18 protein-coding genes and 1 pseudogene are annotated in these 20,377 nt (G+C 73.0%); 6 read left to right on the forward strand and 13 right to left on the reverse strand.

Annotated features, from left to right (window positions below):
* Positions 1 to 57: 57 nt before the first annotated feature.
* The 5 genes from OG352_RS37145 to OG352_RS37165 form a co-directional block, all read right to left on the reverse strand.
* Complete coding sequence (locus OG352_RS37145) at positions 58 to 708, reverse strand: response regulator transcription factor (RefSeq protein WP_329222975.1); 651 nt, start codon at positions 706 to 708, stop codon at positions 58 to 60.
* A complete protein-coding gene (locus OG352_RS37150; protein WP_329222977.1) occupies positions 705 to 2,027 on the reverse strand; it encodes a sensor histidine kinase in 1,323 nt (440 codons plus the stop codon). The genes OG352_RS37145 and OG352_RS37150 overlap by 4 nt, the downstream gene beginning before the upstream one ends.
* 103 nt (positions 2,028 to 2,130) lie before the next feature.
* Positions 2,131 to 3,288, reverse strand: a complete 1,158-nt coding sequence (locus OG352_RS37155) for an ABC transporter substrate-binding protein (protein ID WP_329222979.1) — start codon at positions 3,286 to 3,288, stop codon at positions 2,131 to 2,133.
* 194 nt (positions 3,289 to 3,482) lie between these two features.
* Complete coding sequence (locus tag OG352_RS37160; RefSeq protein WP_329222980.1) at positions 3,483 to 4,472, reverse strand: helix-turn-helix domain-containing protein; 990 nt, start codon at positions 4,470 to 4,472, stop codon at positions 3,483 to 3,485.
* Positions 4,473 to 4,630: 158 nt separating this feature from the next.
* Entirely contained in the window at positions 4,631 to 5,605 is a 975-nt protein-coding gene (locus tag OG352_RS37165) for an alpha/beta hydrolase (protein WP_329222982.1), read from the reverse strand.
* Between the two features lie 254 nt (positions 5,606 to 5,859).
* Here OG352_RS37165 and OG352_RS37170 point away from each other — a divergent pair, with 254 nt between their 5' ends.
* Positions 5,860 to 6,834, forward strand: a complete 975-nt coding sequence (locus OG352_RS37170; protein ID WP_329222983.1) for a TerC family protein — start codon at positions 5,860 to 5,862, stop codon at positions 6,832 to 6,834.
* A 39-nt stretch (positions 6,835 to 6,873) separates the two neighbouring features.
* On the opposite strand, the gene OG352_RS37175 is transcribed toward OG352_RS37170, so the two are convergent.
* Together OG352_RS37175 and OG352_RS37180 are read right to left on the reverse strand one after the other, a co-directional pair.
* Positions 6,874 to 7,821, reverse strand: coding sequence for an FkbM family methyltransferase (locus OG352_RS37175; protein WP_329222985.1), 948 nt, complete (start codon positions 7,819 to 7,821; stop codon positions 6,874 to 6,876).
* Between the two features lie 156 nt (positions 7,822 to 7,977).
* Entirely contained in the window at positions 7,978 to 8,541 is a 564-nt protein-coding gene (locus OG352_RS37180; protein WP_329222986.1) for an NAD(P)H-dependent oxidoreductase, read from the reverse strand.
* A gap of 118 nt (positions 8,542 to 8,659) precedes the next feature.
* On the opposite strand from OG352_RS37180, the gene OG352_RS37185 reads away from it, so the two are divergent.
* The gene (locus tag OG352_RS37185) at positions 8,660 to 9,370 is read left to right on the forward strand and encodes a TetR/AcrR family transcriptional regulator (protein WP_329222988.1); all 711 of its coding nucleotides are present in this window, start codon (positions 8,660 to 8,662) and stop codon (positions 9,368 to 9,370) included.
* 8 nt (positions 9,371 to 9,378) lie between these two features.
* Here OG352_RS37185 and OG352_RS37190 read toward each other — a convergent pair whose 3' ends face one another.
* Both OG352_RS37190 and OG352_RS37195 read right to left on the reverse strand, forming a co-directional pair.
* Positions 9,379 to 10,506 (reverse strand): FAD-dependent oxidoreductase, encoded by a 1,128-nt coding sequence (locus OG352_RS37190; protein ID WP_329222990.1) that lies wholly within the window; start codon positions 10,504 to 10,506, stop codon positions 9,379 to 9,381.
* Positions 10,507 to 10,580: 74 nt separating this feature from the next.
* Positions 10,581 to 11,252 carry a TetR/AcrR family transcriptional regulator gene (locus OG352_RS37195; RefSeq protein WP_329222991.1) on the reverse strand — a complete coding sequence of 224 codons (672 nt, stop codon included), beginning with the start codon at positions 11,250 to 11,252 and terminating at the stop codon, positions 10,581 to 10,583.
* Between the two features lie 116 nt (positions 11,253 to 11,368).
* On the opposite strand from OG352_RS37195, the gene OG352_RS37200 reads away from it, so the two are divergent.
* Complete coding sequence (locus tag OG352_RS37200) at positions 11,369 to 12,418, forward strand: LacI family DNA-binding transcriptional regulator (RefSeq protein WP_329222992.1); 1,050 nt, start codon at positions 11,369 to 11,371, stop codon at positions 12,416 to 12,418.
* Positions 12,419 to 12,784: 366 nt separating this feature from the next.
* Positions 12,785 to 14,221: an aldehyde dehydrogenase family protein gene (locus tag OG352_RS37210; RefSeq protein ID WP_329222993.1), complete on the forward strand. Its 1,437-nt coding sequence runs from the start codon at positions 12,785 to 12,787 to the stop codon at positions 14,219 to 14,221.
* 41 nt (positions 14,222 to 14,262) lie between these two features.
* On the opposite strand, the gene trxA is transcribed toward OG352_RS37210, so the two are convergent.
* Positions 14,263 to 14,637 carry a thioredoxin gene (gene trxA, locus OG352_RS37215; RefSeq protein WP_329222994.1) on the reverse strand — a complete coding sequence of 125 codons (375 nt, stop codon included), beginning with the start codon at positions 14,635 to 14,637 and terminating at the stop codon, positions 14,263 to 14,265.
* Between the two features lie 153 nt (positions 14,638 to 14,790).
* Here trxA and OG352_RS37220 point away from each other — a divergent pair, with 153 nt between their 5' ends.
* Positions 14,791 to 16,209: a dihydrolipoyl dehydrogenase family protein gene (locus tag OG352_RS37220; protein ID WP_329222995.1), complete on the forward strand. Its 1,419-nt coding sequence runs from the start codon at positions 14,791 to 14,793 to the stop codon at positions 16,207 to 16,209.
* 49 nt (positions 16,210 to 16,258) lie between these two features.
* Here the strand turns inward: OG352_RS37220 and OG352_RS37225 are convergent, their stop codons facing one another.
* Positions 16,259 to 16,903 (reverse strand): peptide deformylase, encoded by a 645-nt coding sequence (locus tag OG352_RS37225; protein WP_329222997.1) that lies wholly within the window; start codon positions 16,901 to 16,903, stop codon positions 16,259 to 16,261.
* A 145-nt stretch (positions 16,904 to 17,048) separates the two neighbouring features.
* Between OG352_RS37225 and OG352_RS37230 the strand changes: the two genes are divergently transcribed.
* Positions 17,049 to 18,485 carry a PepSY-associated TM helix domain-containing protein gene (locus OG352_RS37230; protein WP_329222999.1) on the forward strand — a complete coding sequence of 479 codons (1,437 nt, stop codon included), beginning with the start codon at positions 17,049 to 17,051 and terminating at the stop codon, positions 18,483 to 18,485.
* A gap of 143 nt (positions 18,486 to 18,628) precedes the next feature.
* On the opposite strand, the gene OG352_RS37235 is transcribed toward OG352_RS37230, so the two are convergent.
* Together OG352_RS37235 and OG352_RS37240 are read right to left on the reverse strand one after the other, a co-directional pair.
* Complete coding sequence (locus tag OG352_RS37235; RefSeq protein WP_329223001.1) at positions 18,629 to 19,867, reverse strand: copper resistance D family protein; 1,239 nt, start codon at positions 19,865 to 19,867, stop codon at positions 18,629 to 18,631.
* Between the two features lie 328 nt (positions 19,868 to 20,195).
* Positions 20,196 to 20,370 (reverse strand): annotated as a pseudogene (locus tag OG352_RS37240) (pirin-like C-terminal cupin domain-containing protein); the annotation flags it as partial.
* Positions 20,371 to 20,377 lie beyond the last annotated feature (7 nt).

Raw genomic sequence — 20,377 nt, forward strand, 5'->3', positions numbered from 1 at the left:
CCCGGGCCCGGCCCCGACCGTCACCGCCGCCCGGTCCACAGAAGCACTTCGCCGCGCTCACGTCAGGTCCAGCAGCCCCCGGCGTACCGCCTCCGACACCGCCGCCGCGCGGTTGTCCGCGCCCAGTTTGCGGTAGACGCGGACGAGGTGGGTCTTGATGGTGGCCTCGCTCAGGAACAGGGCCTCGGCGATGGACCGGTTGCTCAGCCCGTCGGCCAGCAGCCGCACCACCTCCACCTCCCGCCCGCTCAACTCCCGCTCGGCAGCGGGTGCTTGGGCGACCAGTTCGCCCACCACGTCCGCGCCGAGCCCGAGCGCCCCGGCGGCCACGCCGCGCACGGCCCGGAACAGCTCCTGCGGCGGACCCGCCTTCAGGACATAGCCTCGCGCCCCCGCCTCCAGCGCCCGCACGACATCGACCCGCCCCGAGTAACTCGTCAGCATCACCACGGGAATCCCCGGCGCCGCGACGCCCAGTCTGCGCACCGCCTCGATCCCGTCGACCCCGGCCCCGCCGCCGCCCGCGAACCGCAGGTCCATCAGCACCACGTCCGGGACCAGCGCGGCCCCGAGCCGCACGGCCTCCTCCGCGGTGCCCGCCTCGGCGACCACCTCCAGGTCCGGCTCACCCTCCAACAGCGCGCGCAGCCCGGCCCGTACGACGGCGTGGTCGTCCGCGAGCAGCAGACGCAACGGGGCACCGCTCACCCGGCGGCCACCGCACTCGGCGCTCCGGCCGGCCGGGCCGCCACCGAAGCCGCCACCGAAGCCGGAGCCGCTACCGGAGCCGACGACGTCGACGCGGGCACCGTGGCCCGCACGCACGTCCCCCGCCCCGGCGCGCCGCCGACCTCCAGCTCACCGCCGCACTCGCGCAGCCGTGCCCGGGCCGCCGGAATGCCGAGCCCGCGGCCCGGACCCGAAGCGGCGCCGCCCCGGCCCGCGTCGAACCCCGCGCCGTCGTCCCGCACTTCGAGCTCCACCCGGTCGGCGTGCCCGTGCAGGGTGACCAGGACGTTCACCGCGCGGGCGTGTTCGCGCACATTGGCCAGGGTGCTCTGGGCGACCCGGAACAGGGTCGCGGCCGTCCGGCCGTCCAGGGCGGGCCGGGGCGCGCCCAGCGCGCGGAACCGTACCCGGGCCGCCGCCCCCTCCGCCTCCGCCCGGGCGCACAGCAGCCGCAACGCGCCTTCCAGACCGGCCTCGTCCACGGCGGACGGCGTCAGGTCCCGGATGATCCTGCGGGTCTCCGCGAGGTTGGCGTGCAGCCCGTCGGCGACCGCCCGGACCCGGGTCCGCGCCACGCCCGGACGGGCGTCCCAGTCGCGGTCCGCCGCCTGCAACAGCATGACGCCGCCCGCGAGTTCCTGGGCCAGCGTGTCGTGCAGGTCCCGGGCGATCCGGGCCCGTTCCGCCAGCATTCCGGCCTCACGCTGCTGCCGGGCGAGCACGTCCCGGGTGCCCCGCAACTCCTCGACGAGCCGCAGCCGTTCGGCCGCGTCACGTTGCTGGGCGCGGTAGAGGGCCACCGTGCCCCACACCGCCGCCACCGGGATCAGCACGATCTCCGGGTCGAACTCCCCGGCACTGCGGGTGAGTTGACCCGCCAGCACGACGGTGAGCGCGGCCACCGCCACCCCGGCCGCCCGCCGGTCCAGCGCCCGCAGCGCCGCACAGGCCAGCGGCACCGCGCACCACACGTAGGCGGCGGTGAGCGACGCGGGAGCGAGGAGGACGAGAACGGTCCACAGCGCCAGCAGCGCCGCCACCCACACCGGCCGCGCCAGCCGCCCCAGCCGGTCCCCGGCCGCGAGCCCGCCCGCGTACACGAGCGCCAGCAGTCCGCTGACGGCCACGATGTCCCAGCACAGCTCGATCCTCACCTGCACGAGCCGCACGAGACCGGCGCCGACGACGAGGAGGAACGTCAGATGCGAGACATGGGCCAACGCCGACCGGCTCCCGCGGGCGGCCCTCGCAGAGGTGCCGGAGGCACCAGAGGTACGGACGGGAGCGCGGTCGGACACGGCAAATCCCCTTGGACGATGATCCGTTCGAACAGGGCGGCCGAGTCTATCCGTCAGCTGTAGGAGATGTGTGAGGACTGTTCAGGACGGCCGGCGCCGTCCGTCACGCCCCCGGGTGCAGCCCGAGCACACCCGGCGTCGGGTCGCCCTTCGCCTCGCCGAAGTACAGGGCGAACGTCTGCTTCAGACGCTCCACCTCGGCCCGGTCGGCCATGAAGCGGGGGAAGCCGTCGAGGTTCGCGTTCGGGTACTCCCAGATCGGCTTCAGGCCGGACGCGGGCGTGACGTCGGTACGGACCGACCAGCCGTTGAAGGAGTTCTGCTGACTGTCCTTCGACAACTGCCAGTTGAGGTAGAGCTTGGCGGCCGTGGTGTTCGCGGCCTGCTTCAGGATCGCCGCCCGCTGCCCCCATCCCATGAACGGGGCGCTGTCCGGGACGACCCACTTCACCGGTCCCGTGGCGAGCGGCGCCCCGGCGCCGGCGACGCCGATCGCGTACTGCCCGGACTGCACGGCGTCGCCGGGCGAGTTGCTGCCGCGCGCGAACCGGACGTCCTGCGCGGCCAGCCCGGCCACCCAGTCCCAGCCGTAGTGCTTGACGTACAGCGAGTACAGGAACAGGACGGCGTCGTCGTCGTTCGGGTACGACGACGCGATCCGCCCCTTCCACTTCGCGTCGAGCAGGTCCAGCGGGGTGCGCGGCGCGTCCGAACCCACCGCGTCCGGCCCGTACATGAAGCTGAACCCGATCGCCGCGACCGCGACCCACGCGCCCTGCGGGTCCTTGAACGCGTCGTAGACCTTCGAGAACCCGGCGGGCTTGTACGACAGCAGCCGGCCCTGCGCCTTCCAGCGGGTGAAGTCCTGCACGGTCTGCAACTGGACGACGTCGGGGACGAGGGTGCCGGTGGCGAGCTGGTTGTCGACACGGACGTCGTGGTACTTGCTGTAGTCGACGATCAGCGTCAGGTCGACGTCCGGGAAACGCTCGCGCCAGGCGGCCCTGACGCCGTCCTGCTGGGTCGGGGTGTCCCCGCCGGCGTAGACGACGAGCTTGCCCCCTTCCGCGACCGCGGCCCGGTACAGCTCGTCGAGCGACCTGGTCTCCTCGGCGCCGGAACCGGTCCGGCCGGCGGAGGCGGACGCGCCGGACGCGGAGGCGGGGGAGGCGGACGCCGGGGACGTGCCGAGGGCGCCGAGGCCGAGGGCGGCACCCGCCCCGGTCGCGAGGAGACGCCTTCTGCTGGGGAAGCTGGGCATGCTGGGGAGACCTCTCTGGACTCTCAGGGGGGAGTGGGGGGCGACCGGGCGCCACGGTCGGGGCCGAGTCTGCCGGTCCCGGCGGCCGGCCGGTGTCCTCCGGACGGAGCGGATGACGGACGTACGGTGGAATCCCCGTTCAACCGATCGGTTGAACGCCCCCTGCGCGCACCGCCGTTACGGCCGCAACGCCGCTACGGCCGGGCCAGCCGGCGCATCGTCAGCGCGAGGTGCAGCCGCAGCCGGCCCTGAGGCGTGCGCACCGGCCACCCCAGCAGATGCTCGGCGTGGGCCAGCCGGTCCTGGAGCGTGGAGTGGTGGACGTTCGCCTCGGCCGCCGCCGCCCGCAGACTCGGCGTGGCGGTGACGGCGTACAGGGTGGCGAGCAGCCAGGGGGCGTCCGCGGCGGCCGACTCGACCGCCTGGACGTCCGGCGGGGGTTCGGCGCCCGGCACGACGAGGTCGGCCAGCAGCGCGATGCCGCCGAGCTCTTCGGCGTACACGACCCGCGGTCCGGGGTCCTGCGCGGTGCCGTCCGCGGTGAAGCGCAGCGCGGTGCGGGCCGCGGCCCAGGAGTGGTGCAGGTCCGGCACCGGCACGGCGGGCCCGACACCGGCCCGGCCGGCGGGCACCGCCTCCCGGGCGTCCGCGGGCAGCACCCGGGGCCGGCCGCCGGGCGTGGCCAGGGCACGGGCCGGGGCGGCGGGGGCGAGGCCGAGACGGCGGGCCGCGTGGAGCCGGGCCGGTTCGGCGGCCGTGGCGTCGAGGAGGGTCTCGATCAGGGCGGGATCGTCGAGCGGGGCCCGGCCGTGCGTACGGTCGAGGACGAGGCGGGCCGCGCCGGCCGCCCGTTCCAGGATCACGGCGTCCACGACGCTGGGCGCCGCACCGGTGCGTTCCAGCCACAGCGCGGCGGCGCCGTCGGGCGTCAGAGCCGTGGACGGCCAGGCCGGGTCCGGCGGCAGGTCCGTGTCCCGGCGCATGCCGTCGGCCTCCACCCGGATCCGCACCCGCCGGTCGGCGTCGACGAGCCGCGCGGGTACCCCGGCCAGCACCGCCGCACCGCGCACCAGCGCCTCGACCCCGGCCCGCGACTCGGCCAGCCGGTCGAAATAGGCGATGACCCGGACCGCGGCCCCGGCGTCGGGGTCCAGCGCGGTCATCCGCCCGGCCAGCTCTTTCATACGACCATTCTGCGCCACGCGGCCACCGTCGAGGAGACCGCGGCCACGACGGTCGGCCCAAGGGCGGAGCCTTGGGCCGACCGGGCTGACGTGATCGTGCGATGTCGAGCGCCGCTGAGTCGTGGGGCCGCGAGCTGCTGAGCCGCCGCCCGCGGGGGTTACTCGGCGAGCAGCCTGCGCAGCCAGTCCAGGTGGGCCGCGCGGGCCGACCGGGACAGCGCGGTCTGCGGTGCGAAGCCGTCGAAGCCGTGGAAGCCGCCCGGCCAGACGTGCAGCTCGGCCACCCCGCCGGCCTGCCAGATCCGGGAGGCGTAGGCGACGACCTCGTCGCGGAACGTCTCGGCGGAGCCCACGTCGAGGAAGGCCGGGGGCAGCCCGGACAGGTCCTCGGCACGGGCGGGCGCCGCGTAGGGGGAGACGTCCGGGCCGCCGCGCCGCTCGCCGAGCACCGCGGTCCACCCGGTCTCGTTGGCCGTGCGGTCCCATATGCCGAGGCCCGCCATCTGGTGGCTGGAAGGCGTGTCGTTGCGGTCGTCCAGCATCGGGCACATCAGCATCTGGCCGAGCGGCCGCGGCCCCTGCCGGTCGCGCAGCAGCAGGGCGAGGGCGGCGCTCAGGCCGCCGCCGGCGCTGGCACCGGCGAGCACGACCCGCTCCGGGTCCGCGCCGAGCTCCTCGGCGTGCTCCACCGTCCACAGCAGACCGGCGTACACGTCCTCGATCGCCGCCGGATACGGGTGCTCGGGCGCCAGCCGGTACTCCACGGACACCACGATCATGTCCAGTTCCCGCGCCCAGTCGAGGACGGCGTCCACGCCGACCCGGTTGGTGCCGAGGACCATGCCGCCGCCGTGCATGTGGTAGACGACGGGACGCGGCCGGTCGGGGGCCGGCGAGGTGGGCCGGCAGATCAGCAGCGAGATCTCGGGGGCGCCCTCCGGCCCCGGCACCGTCCGCTCCTCGGCCTCGAAGGCGCCGCCCACGGTCAGGTCCAGTTGGGCGAGCAGCGCGATCCCCGGCCCCTGCCGGATGGCCGGGATGTCCTCGAGGCTCAGCCCCGGCTTGACCATCTCCCTGATCAGTTCCAGGGCGGCGTCGAGTTCGGGGTCGAAGGGCGGCGGCACGTGGGTCATGGGTTTCTCCTCATGCGGAACGCGGGACGCGAAACGCGGTTGCGCGGCGGCTCAGGCGGCCCATGATCGGCGCATCGACGGCCCGCCGGAGCACCGCCGTACGGCGGAACCTGCCCGCCATTCGGCGGGTGACGCCCGTCCCGGCGCTCGCATCTTGCCAATACATGACCTTTTGTTCACCTCTGAGGGGTGGAAAAGATCCGGCCACTGCGACAATGATTTTCACCCTCATACAGGCATCAGGAGTACCACCAGTGAACGTCTCGCTCTCCGTCTGGCTGCTGACCGTGGCGGCCTTGTGCGCGCTCGTCGCCGCCGACTTCTTCATCGGACGCAAACCGCACGACGTCTCGGTCAAGGAGGCGGGCACCTGGACGATCGTCTGGGTCGTGCTGGCCTGCCTGTTCGGACTCGGCCTGTTCTTCTACGGTGGCGGAAAGCCGACGGGCGAGTTCTTCGCCGGGTACATCACCGAGAAGTCGCTCAGCGTGGACAACCTCTTCGTGTTCGTCCTGATCATGGGCAAGTTCGCGGTGCCCACGCAGTACCAGCAGCGGGTGCTGATGGTGGGCGTGCTGGTGGCCCTCGTACTGCGCGCGGTGTTCATCGCCGCCGGCGCGGCGATCATCTCGACGTTCTCCTGGGTGTTCTACCTCTTCGGCGCCTTCCTGATCTGGACGGCGTGGAAGCTGATCCAGGACGCCAAGAAGGGCGCGCACGAGGAGGAGTTCGAGGAGAACAAGCTGCTGAAGGCGGTGGAGAAGCGGTTCGGCGTGGCCGACCGCTACCACGGCACGAAGCTGTGGATCGAGCAGAACGGCAAGCGGGTCATGACCCCGATGCTGGTCGTGATGCTCGCGATCGGCTCCACCGACGTACTGTTCGCCCTCGACTCGATCCCCGCCATCTACGGCCTGACCGAGGACCCGTACATCGTGTTCACGGCCAACGCGTTCGCCCTCATGGGCCTTCGGCAGTTGTACTTCCTCATCGGCGGCCTGCTGAAGAAGCTGGTCCACCTCAGCTACGGCCTGTCGATCATCCTCGGCTTCATCGGCGTCAAGCTGCTGCTGCACGCGCTGCACGAGTCCGGGGTGCACGTGCCGCAGATCAGCATCCCGTTCTCGCTCGGCTTCATCGTGCTCGTCCTCGCCGTCACGACCGTCACCAGCCTGCGGGCCTCCAAGCGGCAGGAGGAGACCGCGGCGCGGGACAGCTCCCCGGTGTGACGGCTCGACGGTGCTACGGCTCCGCAGTGCTGCGGGGCTCTACGGTGTGGGCGCCGCGTCCGCGCGCATCAGTACGCAGTCGAACTCGATCACCCGCCCCGTGGCAGCCTCGCGCGTCACGGGGTACATGCCGGTGATTCCGAACCCGGCCGCCTCGTACGTCGCGACGGCCTCGCCCATGCCGGGGCTGCCCTCGTAGAGCCGCAGCACGGCGACCTCGGACTGCATGCCCGTGAACTCCGCGATCCGCTCCCCGGCCCCGGCGAACACCTCCAGGTCATAGCCCTGGGTGTCCATCTTGAGGTAGGGGCGCGGATCGGTGAGGCCGTCCAGCGCCTCGTCCATGACGTCCGCCAGCCGGCGGACCCGGATCTCCTCGGTGTCGGCCTTCGCGAACCGGCTGTAGCGGCCCTTGCCGTAGTCGCTCGCCGGGAGCAGGGAGTTCATCGTCTGCCAGCCGATGTGGATCTCCGCGGTCGTCTCCTCGCGGCCCAGCCCGCACTGCACGACGTGCCAGTCGGGATCGTCCGCGGCGGCCCGCGCCAGCCGGGCGAACGTCTCGGACGTCGGCTCGAAGGAGACGATCCGGCCGCTGTAGCCGAGCCCGCGCAGCCGCTTGGCGTACTGGCCGGTGTTGGCGCCGACGTCGAAGACGCAGTTCACGCCGTAGAGCTCCAGCATCGCGGCCACGTGCTGGGTGCAGAGGTATTCGGCCGCCGCCAGTTGCAGTCTGCGCTCGTCCTGCCGGTCCGGGGAGTCCATGAGGAGCACGGAGCCGGTGTCGCCCAGCCGCACGGCGCGCCCCTGGACGACCTCGTCCCGCGCGCTGTCCCTGGTCCGCCTCAGCACCCAGGTGTCCTTGTCCGCGCGGGTCGCCCGGTAGGGCCCGTCGCGTCGGGAGACCACCGCCGTCCCCGGTCCGAGATCGGTCACCCGGACGCCGATACGGGGCATCAGGTCGAGCAGTCGTCGATAAAGGGTGCGCATCTCCCCACCCCTACCAGATGCGACCCGAAACGGTCTGCACGTCGCACGACATTCGCCCCCGGTCTCCACCTGGCCTCTCACCTTCGAGAGCACCGCGAGGGGGCCGGGAGCAACCGCTCCGGACCCCCTCGCGTGGACTACGGCACTCGGGCGGCCTCAGGCGGCCGCGACCTCGCCCGCGTGGCCGTGCAGGCGCGCCACGACCTCGGTGAGCTGGGCGGCGACCTCGGCGTCGTCGACCGGGTGGGTCTCGGCGAAGCGGGTCAGGGAGCCCGGGATGGAGAGCTTGAGGTCCTCGATGACCTTGCCGCCGGCGATGCCCACGGCCTTGCGGGCCTCGTCCTGCGCCCATACGCCGCCGAACTGGCCGAACGCGGTGCCGACCACGGCGACGGGCTTGCCGCCGAAGGCGCCGGCGCCGTAGGGGCGGGACAGCCAGTCGATGGCGTTCTTCAGGACGGCCGGGATGGTGCCGTTGTACTCGGGGGAGAACAGCAGGAAGGCGTCGGCGGTCTGGGCGGCCGCACGCAGCTTCGCGGCGGCTGCGGGGACGCTGCCCTCGACGTCGACGTCCTCGTTGTAGAAGGGGATCTCGGCCAGGCCCTCGAAGAGGTCGACCTCGGCGCCCTCGGGAGCGACCTTGACGGCCGCCTCGGCGAGCTGGCGGTTGGTCGAACCGGCGCGGAGGCTGCCGACGAGCGCGAGGATGCGGACAGACATGGGTACTCCCAGAGGCTGAAACATTGCCGTAACGGATCCGGACCGAGGTCCGTTTAATGTTCTAGCACCCTAACCGGACCGTGGTCCAGTTTCATTCCCAGTGCTTTACGCTGAGTTCATGTCCGCCGTTCTGCCACCCTGTCCGGAGCCCGAGGAGACCGCCGACAGGCCCGAGTTGCTGCAACTCGGTCCGGTCGGCGAGGAGCCGTGCCTGCGTGCCGACGCGGCCCGCAACCGGGCCAGGCTGCTGGACGCCGCCGCCCGGCTGATCGCCGAGCACGGCGCGGCCGGGGTCACGATGGAGGCGGTGGCGAGTGCCGCGAACGTGGGCAAGGGCACGGTGTTCCGCCGCTTCGGCGACCGCACCGGGCTGCTGACCGCGCTCCTGGACCACTCCGAGAAGCTGTTCCAGGCCGCGTTCCTGAGCGGCCCCGCGCCGCTGGGGCCGGGCGCGGAGCCCGTGGCGCGCCTGAGGGCCTTCGGTATCGCCATGCTGCGGCGCGCCGTCGACGAGCTCGACCTGCAGCTCGCGGCCGAGCCCGGACCGGAGCGCCGCTACTTCGTGCCCCCGCGCCGGGTCCACCACAGCCACCTGGTGCTGCTGCTGCGCCAGGCGGCGCCGGACGCGGACGCCGAACTGCTCGCCCACACGCTGATGGGGTACCTCAGTCCCGTCCTCGTCCACCACCTCACCCGGCAGTGCGGCATGCCGCGGGCGCGACTGGAGACCGGCTGGAGCGAACTGGTCGACCGGGTGACCGGCGGGGTGGCGACCGAAGCGGCGGCTGGGCTCGCGACCGAGGCGGCGGCTGGGGCGGCGACGGGCTGAGCCTGAATTCAGGGCTGAGCCGTGAAGAGCTCGACCACGGCCTGCGGCGCGTCCTCGGCGAACAGCGACACACCGTTGCGGGCGGACTCCGCCGCGGCTGCCGCGCTGCGCGGGAACAGCTTCTCCTCGTAGGCGGCCAGCGCGGCTTCGGGCTCGCCCGGGTGCGCGGCGAGGGCCAGGCCCAGTTCGGCGCCGTCCAGCATCGCGAGGTTGGCGCCCTCGCCCGCGAACGGTGACATCAGGTGGGCGGCGTCGCCCAGCAGCGTGATGCCGGGGACGCGCTCCCAGCGGTGACCGACCGGCAGGGCGTGGACCGGACGCGGCACCAGCGGCCCGTCGGCGTCCGCGATCAGCGCCCGCAGGCTCTTGTCCCAGTCCGCGAAGTGCCCCAGGACGTGACTCTTGGCCGCCTCGGTGCCGGCGGGGTCGACGCCGTCCGCCCAGTCCTCGGGAACCCGGAGAGCGACGTAGACGTGCAGGCTGCCGTCGGGCTCGCGGTGGGCGAGGACGCCCCGGCCGGCGCCGAGCGCGAAGAGGGACCCGCCGCCCACGACCCCGGCGCTCGCCGGATGCCGTACGTCCGCGTCCCGCAGGTCCGCCTCGACGAACGACACGCCCGTGTAGGCGGGCCGGGTGGCGGAGAGCAGCGGGCGGATCCGCGACCAGGCCCCGTCGGCGCCGACCAGCAGGTCCGTGGTGAAGGCGGAGCCGTCCTCGAGGGTCACCTCGTGCCGTCCGTCGCCCAACGCCCGCGCGCCGGTGACCTTGGCGCCCCAGCGGACCGTTCCGTCGGGCAGCGAGCCCAGCAGCAGGGCGCGCAGTGCGCCCCGGTCGACCTCGGGACGCCCGCCGTTCCCGTCGTCGTCCCGCTCGAAACGGACCACCGCGTCCTTGTCGAGGACCCGCGTGGCCTCACCGCCGGGCAGGATCAGCGCCCTGAACTCCTCGTACAGTCCGGCGGCGCGCAACGCCTCCTGGCCTGACTCCTCGTGCAGGTCGAGCATGCCGCCCTGGGCGCGGGCGGTGGGGGAGGCGTCCAGGTCGAAGACGGCCGACTCGACGCCGTGCACGCCTAACACCCGGGCGAGGCTGAGGCCGCCGAGTCCGGCGCCGACGATGGCTATGCGGTGATGCATGAGACTCCTTCGTTCCTACGTGTCTTCGTGTTCGTACCTACGTGTCTTCGTGCGTGTCTTCGTGTCGTCCTGCGTCACTCGGGTACGGGGGTCCGCTCGATGCCGCTGATCAGTGCCTGGAACCCCCAGGCGAGGCGGGCCTCCGGCGGGCCCGAGAGCAGCGGTCCGGTGAGGCCGGCGATGTGCGGGTGGGTCCGTGCCGAGGCCGCGCGCAGTGCGCCGCTGAGGGCGTCCCAGTCCTCCTGGGAGGCCTCGCCGGCGTGCTCGGCGGCCGTCGCGGTGGCGTGCTGGAGCAGCAGGTCCACGCCCCACGCGGCCTGCGCGGGCGCCACCCCGCCCTCGTCGAGCAGCGCCAGCAGGGTTTCGATCAGGTTCAGGTAGTGCGGGCCGCTGGGCCAGGCGGTGAGCGCCGAGCGGGCCAGGTCCGGGTGGTCGAGCAGCATCGCGGTGTACGCGGTGAGCACCCGCTCCAGCCGCTCGCGCCAGCTTCCCCCGGCCGGGGCCGGTCCGATCGTGCCCAGCAGCTCGTCGAGGACGGCCGCGTGCAGCTCCGCCGTGTTGCGGACGTACACGTACAGGGAGGCGGGGCCGGTGTCGAGCTCCTGGGCCAGGCGACGCATGGTCACCTTCCGCAGCCCTTCGGTGCGCAGCACCGCCACGGCGGCGGCCACGATGCCCTCCCTGGTCAGGGCGGGTTTGGCCGGGCGCTCACGGCGGCTGCGCGGGGTGTCGGGTCGTGCTGTCATGTCCCCAAGCTAGCGAACATGTTCGTCACGAACAAGTATGTCGCGAACATGTTCGTTGACGGTTCATCGGATTTGAACGTCCCCCGCCTGTCACGCCGCGCACAGCTTCTGCCAAGATGCCGTACGTCATGGTGCAGATACCGAACACGCCCGCGCCGACGAAGCCGCCGGCGCCGCGCCCCGTGCCCACGAGCGCCGACGTGGCCCGCCTGGCCGGCGTCTCGCGCGCGACCGTCTCCTACGTCCTGAACAACACCAACGCCGTACGCATCAGCGAGCCCACCCGCCGCCGCGTCCACGAGGCCGCCAAGGAACTCGGGTACGTGCCGCACGCGGCCGCCCGCACCCTGCGCGCCGGACACAGCCGCATGGTCCTGATGCCCGCCCTGCCCGTCCCGGCGGGGCCGCTCTACAGCCAGTTCGTGCACGACTTCCAGGGCGCCCTCAGCCGCCTCGACTACACCGTCGTCCAGTACGGCGCGAGCGGACTGCCCGCCGACGACGCCGCCCGCGCGTGGGCCGAGCTGCGGCCGGTCGCCGTGCTGATGCCCGGTCCCGGCCTCGGCCCGGCGGGGGTGGCGGTCCTCAAGCGCTCCGGCGCGCGGGCCGTGGTCACCCTCAGCTCCGAGCGGGTCGAGGGCGCCCACGCGCTGCTTCTGGACCAGACCGGCGTCGGGCGCAGCGCCGCCGGGCACCTGTACGAGCGCGGCCGGCGCCGGATCGGTGCGGTCGTCCCCGAGGAGAGCGGCATGGAGATGTTCGCAGCGCCCCGCCTCGCCGGCTCCCGTGAGGCCGTGCACGGCACCGACGCGACCGTCACCGAGCTGCCGCTCGCCTACACCGAGGAGGCAGCGGCGGCTCTCGCAGCCCGCTGGCGCGGCCTCGGCCTCGACGCCGTGTTCGCCTACAACGACGAGTACGCCATGCTGCTGATGCGCGCCCTGCAGGACGAGGGCTTACGCGTGCCCGAGGAGGTGGCCGTCATCGGCGCCGACGACCTCATGCTCGGCCGCCTGCTGCGGCCCAGACTCAGCACCGTCCGGATCGCGCTGCCCTCCGGCCGCGACCTCGCCTCACTGGTCGACCGCGCGGTCCGCAACCCCGCGGCGGCCCCCGAGTCGCACGAACTCTTCGAAGCCACGGTGGTGCACCGCGACTCCAGCTGACCCGCGCTCTTCCGGTGGCGGGATCTCCAGGTCTCCGAACGTCCAACTTCCCGGATCTCCAGGTCCGTCCCCGTATCGCCAAGTCCCCGACACCAAGTCCCCGAATGTCCAACTCCCGTGCCTGACACGGGACTTCGGCGACAAGTACCCGACGGGACACGGGTTTCGGACGCGGCACATGACTAGGATGTTGCACGCTCAACCAGATGGGGATGTGTTCGGCCATCGGAGCCAGGTCGCCCGGCTGCGCCCGATCACCGCATCCCGCCACGCCGCAGCCGAACCGGCGGCGAAAACACGGGACTTCGGACTTCCGCCGCCCGTGTGAGCCGTCAGTCCCGCGGGTCCACCGATCGGAGAGCCGTCATGCCCTTGCTCGACCCCCAGACCTGGCAGTCCCGCACCCTCTCGGGCCCCCGACACACCGTCACCGAGCCCGCCACCGGCGACGCGCTGGGCACGGTCGTCCTCGCGAGCGGTGCGGACATCGCGCCGGCCGCCGAGGCCGCCCGCGCCGCGCAGGCCGAGTGGGCGCGCCTGCCGCACTTCGTCCGCGCCGGAGTGCTCCGCAAGGCCGGTGACCTGTTCGCCGCGCACGCCGACGAACTGCGCGACTGGATCGTCCGCGAGTCCGGCTCCATCCCCGGCAAGGCCGACTTCGAACTGCACGTCGCCGCCCAGGAGTGCTACGAGGCCGCCGCCCTCGCCTCCCGCCCGGCCGGCCAGATCCTGCCCAGTGAGGCACCCCGGCTCTCCTACACCCGGCGCGTCCCCGTCGGCGTCGTGGGGGTCATCTCGCCGTTCAACGCCCCGCTGATCCTCTCCATCCGCTCCGTCGCCCCCGCCCTCGCGCTCGGCAACGCGGTCGTCCTCAAGCCGGACCCGCGCACGGCGGTGTGCGGCGGCCTGGCGCTGGCCGCGGTCTTCGCGGAGGCGGGCCTGCCCGAGGGCCTGCTGCACGTCCTGCCGGGCGGCGCCGAGACCGGCGCGGCCCTGGTCGCCGACCCGCGCGTGCCGGTGATCTCCTTCACCGGCTCCACCACGGCCGGCCGCGCCGTCGGCGAGGCCGCCGGACGCCACCTCAAGCGCGCCCACCTGGAACTCGGCGGCAACTCCGCCCTGATCGTGCTGGCCGACGCCGACCTGGACGCGGTGATCTCCACGGCCGCCTGGGGCTCCTTCTTCCACCAGGGCCAGATCTGCATGACCACCGGCCGCCACCTGGTGCACGCCTCCCTCTACGAGGAGTACGTCGAGCGGCTCGCGGCGAAGGCCGACGCCCTCGCCGTCGGCGACCCGCACCGCGCGCAGGTCCACCTCGGCCCGCTCATCGACGACGGCCAACTCGCCAAGGTGCACGGCCTGGTGGAGGCCAGCACGGCGGCCGGCGCGAAGCTCGCCGCGGGCGGCACGCACGAGAACCTCTTCTACCGGCCGACGGTCCTCGCGGGCGTCGACGACACCACCCCCGCCTACGCGGAGGAGGTCTTCGGCCCGGTGGCCCCGGTGCGCTCCTTCAGCACGGAGGACGAGGCGGCGGCCCTGGCCGCGCGCAGCTCCTACGGCCTCTCGCTCGGCATCGTCACCCGGGACACCACCCGCGGCCTCGACCTCGCCGAACGCATCCCGACCGGCATCGTCCACATCAACGACCAGACGGTGAACGACGAGGCCGTCGCCCCCTTCGGCGGACTCGCCGCCTCCGGCACCGGCGCCCGCTTCGGCGGCGAGGCCAACCTGGAGGCCTTCACCGACGTGCGCTGGACGACCGTCCGGGGCGACGTCGCACCGTACCCGTTCTAGGACCTACAGGACCTGGAGGACCTGGAGGACCCGTTCCAGGGCTACTCGCTCTTGGCCTGCTCCGCCTCGACCGACTTGCGGACCTCGTCCATGTCCAGCTTGCGCGCCTGTCCGATGACGTCCGTCAGGGCGGCCTCGGGCAGCGCGCCCGGCTGGGCGAACACGGCGACCCGGTCCCGGACGATCATCAGCGTCGGGATCGACTGGATACCGAAGGCCGCGGCCAGCTCCGGCTGCGCCTCGGTGTCCACCTTGCCGAACACCAGGTCGGGGTTGTCCTGCGCCGCCTTCTCGTACACCGGCGCGAACTGACGGCACGGCCCGCACCACGACGCCCAGAAGTCGATCAGGACGAAGTCGTTGTCCGTGACCGTCTGGTCGAAGTTCTCCTTGGTGAGCTCCACGGTGCTGCTCATGACCTGAATCCTTCTTCCCTTGTGGGTTCCCGGTGGGTTGCCGGTGGGTTCCCCGAGCGGGGGCGAACCGTCCGGACAACACGGCGGCCCGGACACGTATTCCGCGCCCCTACCCGTGTGGCCACCCCGCACACCACCCACCAGACTGACCCCATGACGGAAACGGAAAACATCGCGTACGACGTCGTGGTGCTCGGGGCCGGTCCCGTAGGGGAGAACGTCGCCGACCGCACCCGCGCGGCCGGTCTCACCACCGCGGTCGTCGAGAGCGAGCTCGTCGGCGGTGAGTGCTCGTACTGGGCCTGCATGCCCAGCAAGGCCCTGCTGCGCCCGGTCATCGCCCGCGCCGACGCCCGCCGCCTGCCCGGCCTGCGCCAGGCGGTGCAGGGCCCCCTGGACGCGGCGGCGATCTTCGCCCGCCGCAACTGGTACACCGGCGACTGGACGGACGACGGCCAGGTCGACTGGCTCAAGAGCATCGGCGCCGACTTCCACCGTGGCCACGGACGACTGACCGGCCCGCGCACGGTGACCGTGGGGGACCGGGTCCTCACCGCCCGCCACGCCGTGGTCGTCGCCACCGGCACCCGCGCCGTCCTCCCCGACCTGCCGGGCCTCGCCGAGGTGAAGCCCTGGACCAGCAGGGAGGCCACCAGCGCCCAGTCCGTGCCCGGCCGGCTCGTCGTGGTCGGCGGCGGAGTCGTCGCCACCGAGATGGCGACCGCCTTCCAGGCCCTCGGCGCGCAGGTCACCGTCCTCGTCCGCGGCAAGGGCCTGCTCGACCGGATGGAACCGTTCGCGGGCGAACTGGTCGCCGAGGCTCTCACCGAGGCCGGCGCGGACGTCCGCACGGGCACGTCGGTGACGTCGGTGACCCGCTCCGACGGCACCGTCGTGGTCGTCACCGACACCGGCGAGCGCATCGAGGCCGACGAGATCCTCTTCGCCGTCGGCCGCGCCCCGCGCACCGACGACATCGGCCTCGAGACGGTCGACCTGGCCCCCGGCTCCTGGTTCACCGTCGACGACAGCCTGCGCGTCACCGGCACCGACTGGCTGTACGCGGTCGGCGACGTCAACCACCGCGCCCTCCTCACCCACCAGGGCAAGTACCAGGCCCGGATCGCGGGCGCCGCCATCGCAGCCCGCGCCGCCGGCACCCCCCTGACCCGGACCGACCCGTGGAGCGCCCACGCCGCCACGGCCGACCACCAGTCCGTCCCCCAGGTCGTCTTCACCGACCCGGAGGCGGCCGCGGTCGGTCTCTCGCTCGCGGAGGCCGAACAGGCCGGGTACCGGGTACGGGCCGTCGACGTCGACATGTCGTCGGTGTCCGGCGCGGGCCTGTACGCCGAGGGCTACACGGGCCGCGCCCGGATGGTCGTCGACCTGGAGCAGGAGATCCTGCGCGGCGTCACCTTCGTCGGCCCGGGCGTCGGCGAACTGATCCACTCCGCGACCGTCGCCGTCGTAGGCCAGGTCCCGATCGCCCGCCTGTGGCACGCCGTCCCGTCCTACCCGACGATCAGCGAGGTGTGGCTGCGCCTGCTGGAGGCGTTCCGGGACAACTGACCCACGCACGCCGAACACCGAACCGATAACCGATCCACAGCGAACTGCCCTACGGCAGCTCGAAGTCGAGGGCCTCAGCCGCCAGCACCGGCGTCGGCTGCGCCCACCGCTCCAGCGCCGTCCGGCCGGCGGAGAGCGACCGCAGTTCGGCCCGGTCGAGGTAGAGCACGCCGTCGAGATGGTCCGTCTCGTGCTGGACGATACGGGCGGGCCACCCGGCGAACACCTCGTCCAGCGCGCGCCCGTGCTCGTCCTCACCGGTGAGCCGGACCTCGGCGTGCCGGGTCACCACAGCCTGGTAGCCCGGCACGCTCAGACAGCCCTCGAAGAAGGCGGCGGGGGCCGAACCGACCGGCTCGTACGACGGGTTGACCAGGACCCGGAACGGCTGGGGCACCCGGCCGCGGGCCACCCGCACCTCCTCCGGCACCGGCGCCGGATCCTCGATGACGGCGATCCGCAGCTCCACACCGACCTGCGGGGCGGCGAGGCCGACGCCGGGCGCCGCGCGCATGGTGACGCGCAGCGCCTCGACGAACCGGGCCAGCAGCGCGGGGCCGAGCTGGCCGTCGTAGCGCACGGTGCCCGCGCGCAGGACCGGGTCGCCGGCCGTGACGATGGGCAACGGGCCGCCGGGGGCGAGGAGTTCCTCGATCCGGTCGGCAAGGGGCGCGCGGGGACTGGGAGATGCCATCGGGCCAGGATGCCATGACCGGATCATGCGTGACGCAGGTCACTTGAAGTGCCGGGAACTCGGTGACGCCCCCATCCGACTACTGGTGCGTCCCGACTGGAACCCCCCAGCCCCTCCCGCCCGCCGACCCCGGAGAAGCCCGCCGATGTCCACCGCTCCCTCCACCTCCCCCACTCTCGGCTCCGCTCGAGCGGGGGGACCCCCATCGGACGAGGCCCCGCAAGCAGCAGCAGGCCCCGCGCCGAAGTCCCGCGGTCCGTGGGCCCCGCTGCGCCCGCTGGTCCTGCGCCTGCACTTCTACGCCGGTGTGTTCGTGGCGCCGTTCCTGCTGGTCGCGGCCGCCACCGGGTTCCTGTACGCCGGCGCTTTCCAGGCCGAGAAGCTTCTGTACTCGCACGAGCTGACCGTGCCGGTCGGCGACGCCGAGCTGCCGATCTCCGCGCAGGTGGACGCCGCCCGCAAGGCCCACCCCGAAGGCACGGTCTCGGCCGTGCGGCCCGCACCGGAGGACGACGCCACGACCCGGGTGATGCTGTCCGGGGTCAAGGGCGTGGCCGCCCCCCACACCCTGGCCGTGTTCGTCGACCCGTACACCGGCGAGGTGCGCGGCGCGCTGGAGCAGTACGGCTCGACCGGCTCGCTGCCGCTGCGCACCTGGATCGACGAGTTCCACCGCGACCTGCACCTCGGCGAGAACGGCCGCCTCTACAGCGAACTCGCCGCGAGCTGGCTGTGGGTGATCGCGGGCGGCGGCCTCGTGCTGTGGTTCTCCCGCCGCCGCGCGCTGCGCAAGGTGCGCGGCACGAAGGGGCGGCGCCGCACGCTCGGGCTGCACGGCACCGTCGGCGTGTGGGCCGCGGCCGGCTTCATCTTCCTGTCCGCGACCGGCCTGACCTGGTCGACGTACGCGGGCGCCAACATCGACGTGCTGCGCACCTCGCTCGGCCAGTCCACGCCGTCGGTCTCGGCGGCCGTCGGCGGCGGCGAGCACGCCGGTCACGACGCCGCCTCCGGCAGCGGCGGGGACGCCGAACACGGCGTCGGCCTCGACAAGATCCTGGCCGCCGCGCGCGACGAGGGGCTGGGCGACCCGGTCGAGATCGTCCCGCCCGCCGACGCCTCCTCCGCGTACGTCGTCAAGCAGGTGCAGCGGAGCTGGCCCGAGAAGCAGGACGCGGTCGCGGTCGACCCGGCCACCGGGGAGGTCGTCGACGTGCTGCGGTTCGCCGACCACCCGCTGCTCGCCAAGCTGACCCGCTGGGGCATCGACCTGCACACCGGCGTCCTGTTCGGCCTGGTCAACCAGATCGCGCTGATGCTCCTCACGCTCGCCCTGGTCCTGCTCATCGTGTGGGGTTACCGCATGTGGTGGCAGCGCGGCCGGGGCTCCGCTTTCGGGCGGCCGATCCCGCGCGGCGCGTGGGCGCAGGTCCCGCCGTACGTCCTCGTCCCGCTGCTGGCGGCGGTCGCCGTGGTCGGCTACTTCGTCCCGCTCCTCGGCATCCCGCTCGCCGGCTTCCTGGCCGTGGACGTCGTCCTCGGGGAGATCGCACACCGCCGGGAGCAGCGGACGGCCGCCTGAACTCCGGCACGAAGGCCCCGCCATCACCTTCAACGGTGAGAACGTCATCGTCGCCCAGGCGCTGCTCTGGCCGACACGGCCGTAGCGGCCTGGGGAGCAGCGCCCCAGACCGCCGAACCCGTCCGGGACTTCGCCGAGTGGGTTCAGGCCTGGATCAGGTCCCCCGGGCTGCTCGCCGGGGCCGCGGTGGCGGTGGTTCGGCGGCGGGCGATGACTCCGGAGAGCCAGTAGCCGACGATCATCACGGCGATGACGGCGATGGTCTCGCCGGTGCCCCACAGCCAGGTGGAGGTGCTGACCTCCTTGGGGGGCAGCTTGGGCAGTTCGTCCAGCGCGATCGAGGAGTGCTTGGCGACTTCGGCCTGGTAGGCCTGGTTGCGGGCCGAGCCGTGGAGGAAGGGGGCGACGAACAGGAGGGCCATCCCGAGCAGCGTCTCGACGGTGACCACGACCGGGAATTCGCGGACGAGGATGCTGCGCAGGGGGCGCTCGTCGCCGGCGGCACGCAGTGCGTCGACGCGCGGGTGCAGCCAGAACTGGTTGAAGACGCCGAGCAGGAGCAGCGCGCCGAAGATCAGGATCTTCACGCCGAGCACGCGCCCGTACATGGTCGTGAGCAGTTGGGAGGGGCCGTCGACGTGCTCCCAGTACAGGAACAGGCCGGACAGGGCGACAGCCGCGACGCAGCTCATCGCCGCGGCGGAGAAACGGCGTATCGCCGGTGACCAGAACGCGCCTCGATCGGCCGGAGCGACCGCGCCGGGCAGGGTGAGCAGCGCCAGACCCGCGAGTCCGCCGAGCCAGACCGCGCCGCCGAGCAGGTGCAGTATCCACATGAGGGTGTCGAAGATGGTGCGGCCCCAGTCCTCGGGGGCCTCGTCCGGGAACTTGGTGGTGCCGAGCGCGACCGCCCCCGCGGCCGTTCCGAGCGCCAGCAGCCATCTTCGGGCCGGACCGGCCGCCGCTCTTCGGGTGGCGAGGGGAGCGATGAGCGCGACGCCGACCAGTACGAAGGTCACTTCCAGCCCCGTCAGGCGGCCGGCGTTGCTTCCGTCGTACAGCGAGTTCCACGCCGCGCCGAAGTCGTAGCCGCCCTCCTCCGACGCGCCGTGAGCGAGATCGGTGAGCACCGCCGGCACGGCCAGGACCCCTGCCACGAACGCCGCACGGGACAGGCGCACCGTCACCGCGGTGAGCGTGTCCGATCCGATACGACGCGCGGCCGGACCCGCGGACACCAGCGCCAGGGCGGTCAGGCCGAGGAACCCCATGAGCGTCACCCAGGTCGACCAGGTCACGGCGCTGTCCTCGAACGGGCCGAGCGGGGTCGACGGCGCCGCGGCAAGCGAGAAGGCGCCGGACAATTGACTGGGCAGGGGCATGGTAAAACCATCCTTGACGTGCGAACGAATGCGGCGCGTTAGGTTAGGCAGTCCTAAGTCGCCGGGTCAACGAGATCGCCCCGGTCCGCCCGCTCCTCATCTCGCCGACGTACGCCGCCAGTCCTCCGCGACGGGAGGTGTTCGTCACCTCGTCACCGGCCTCGACCTGCGGTTTGATCAAGCGCTCCGCGATTCCCGCAGGACCGGCACTCGCGTCGAGCGCGCAGCGTCATTGACCATTCTTCAGGTAAAACACACCTAAACCTTTACTTGACCGGCCGGGCCTCAGCGCAGGTCAAGCGAGTGCGGGGACTCGACTCCGCCCGGGTCAGCGCACCCTTCCCCGTGGCTTCAGCGGCACGGACGGCAGTTCCGGTGCGCGCAGGGGGATCCCCGTCGTAGCCCTTCACCTCGCCGAAACGGCGGCCCGTCGTCCAGTCCTCACGAGCCTGCGTGATCTCCTCCTGGGACCGGCCGACGAAGTTCCACCACATAGTGAACTTCGTGATT

Origin of the sequence: Streptomyces sp. NBC_01485, assembly GCF_036227125.1 — a bacterium.
Lineage (GTDB): Bacteria > Actinomycetota > Actinomycetes > Streptomycetales > Streptomycetaceae > Streptomyces.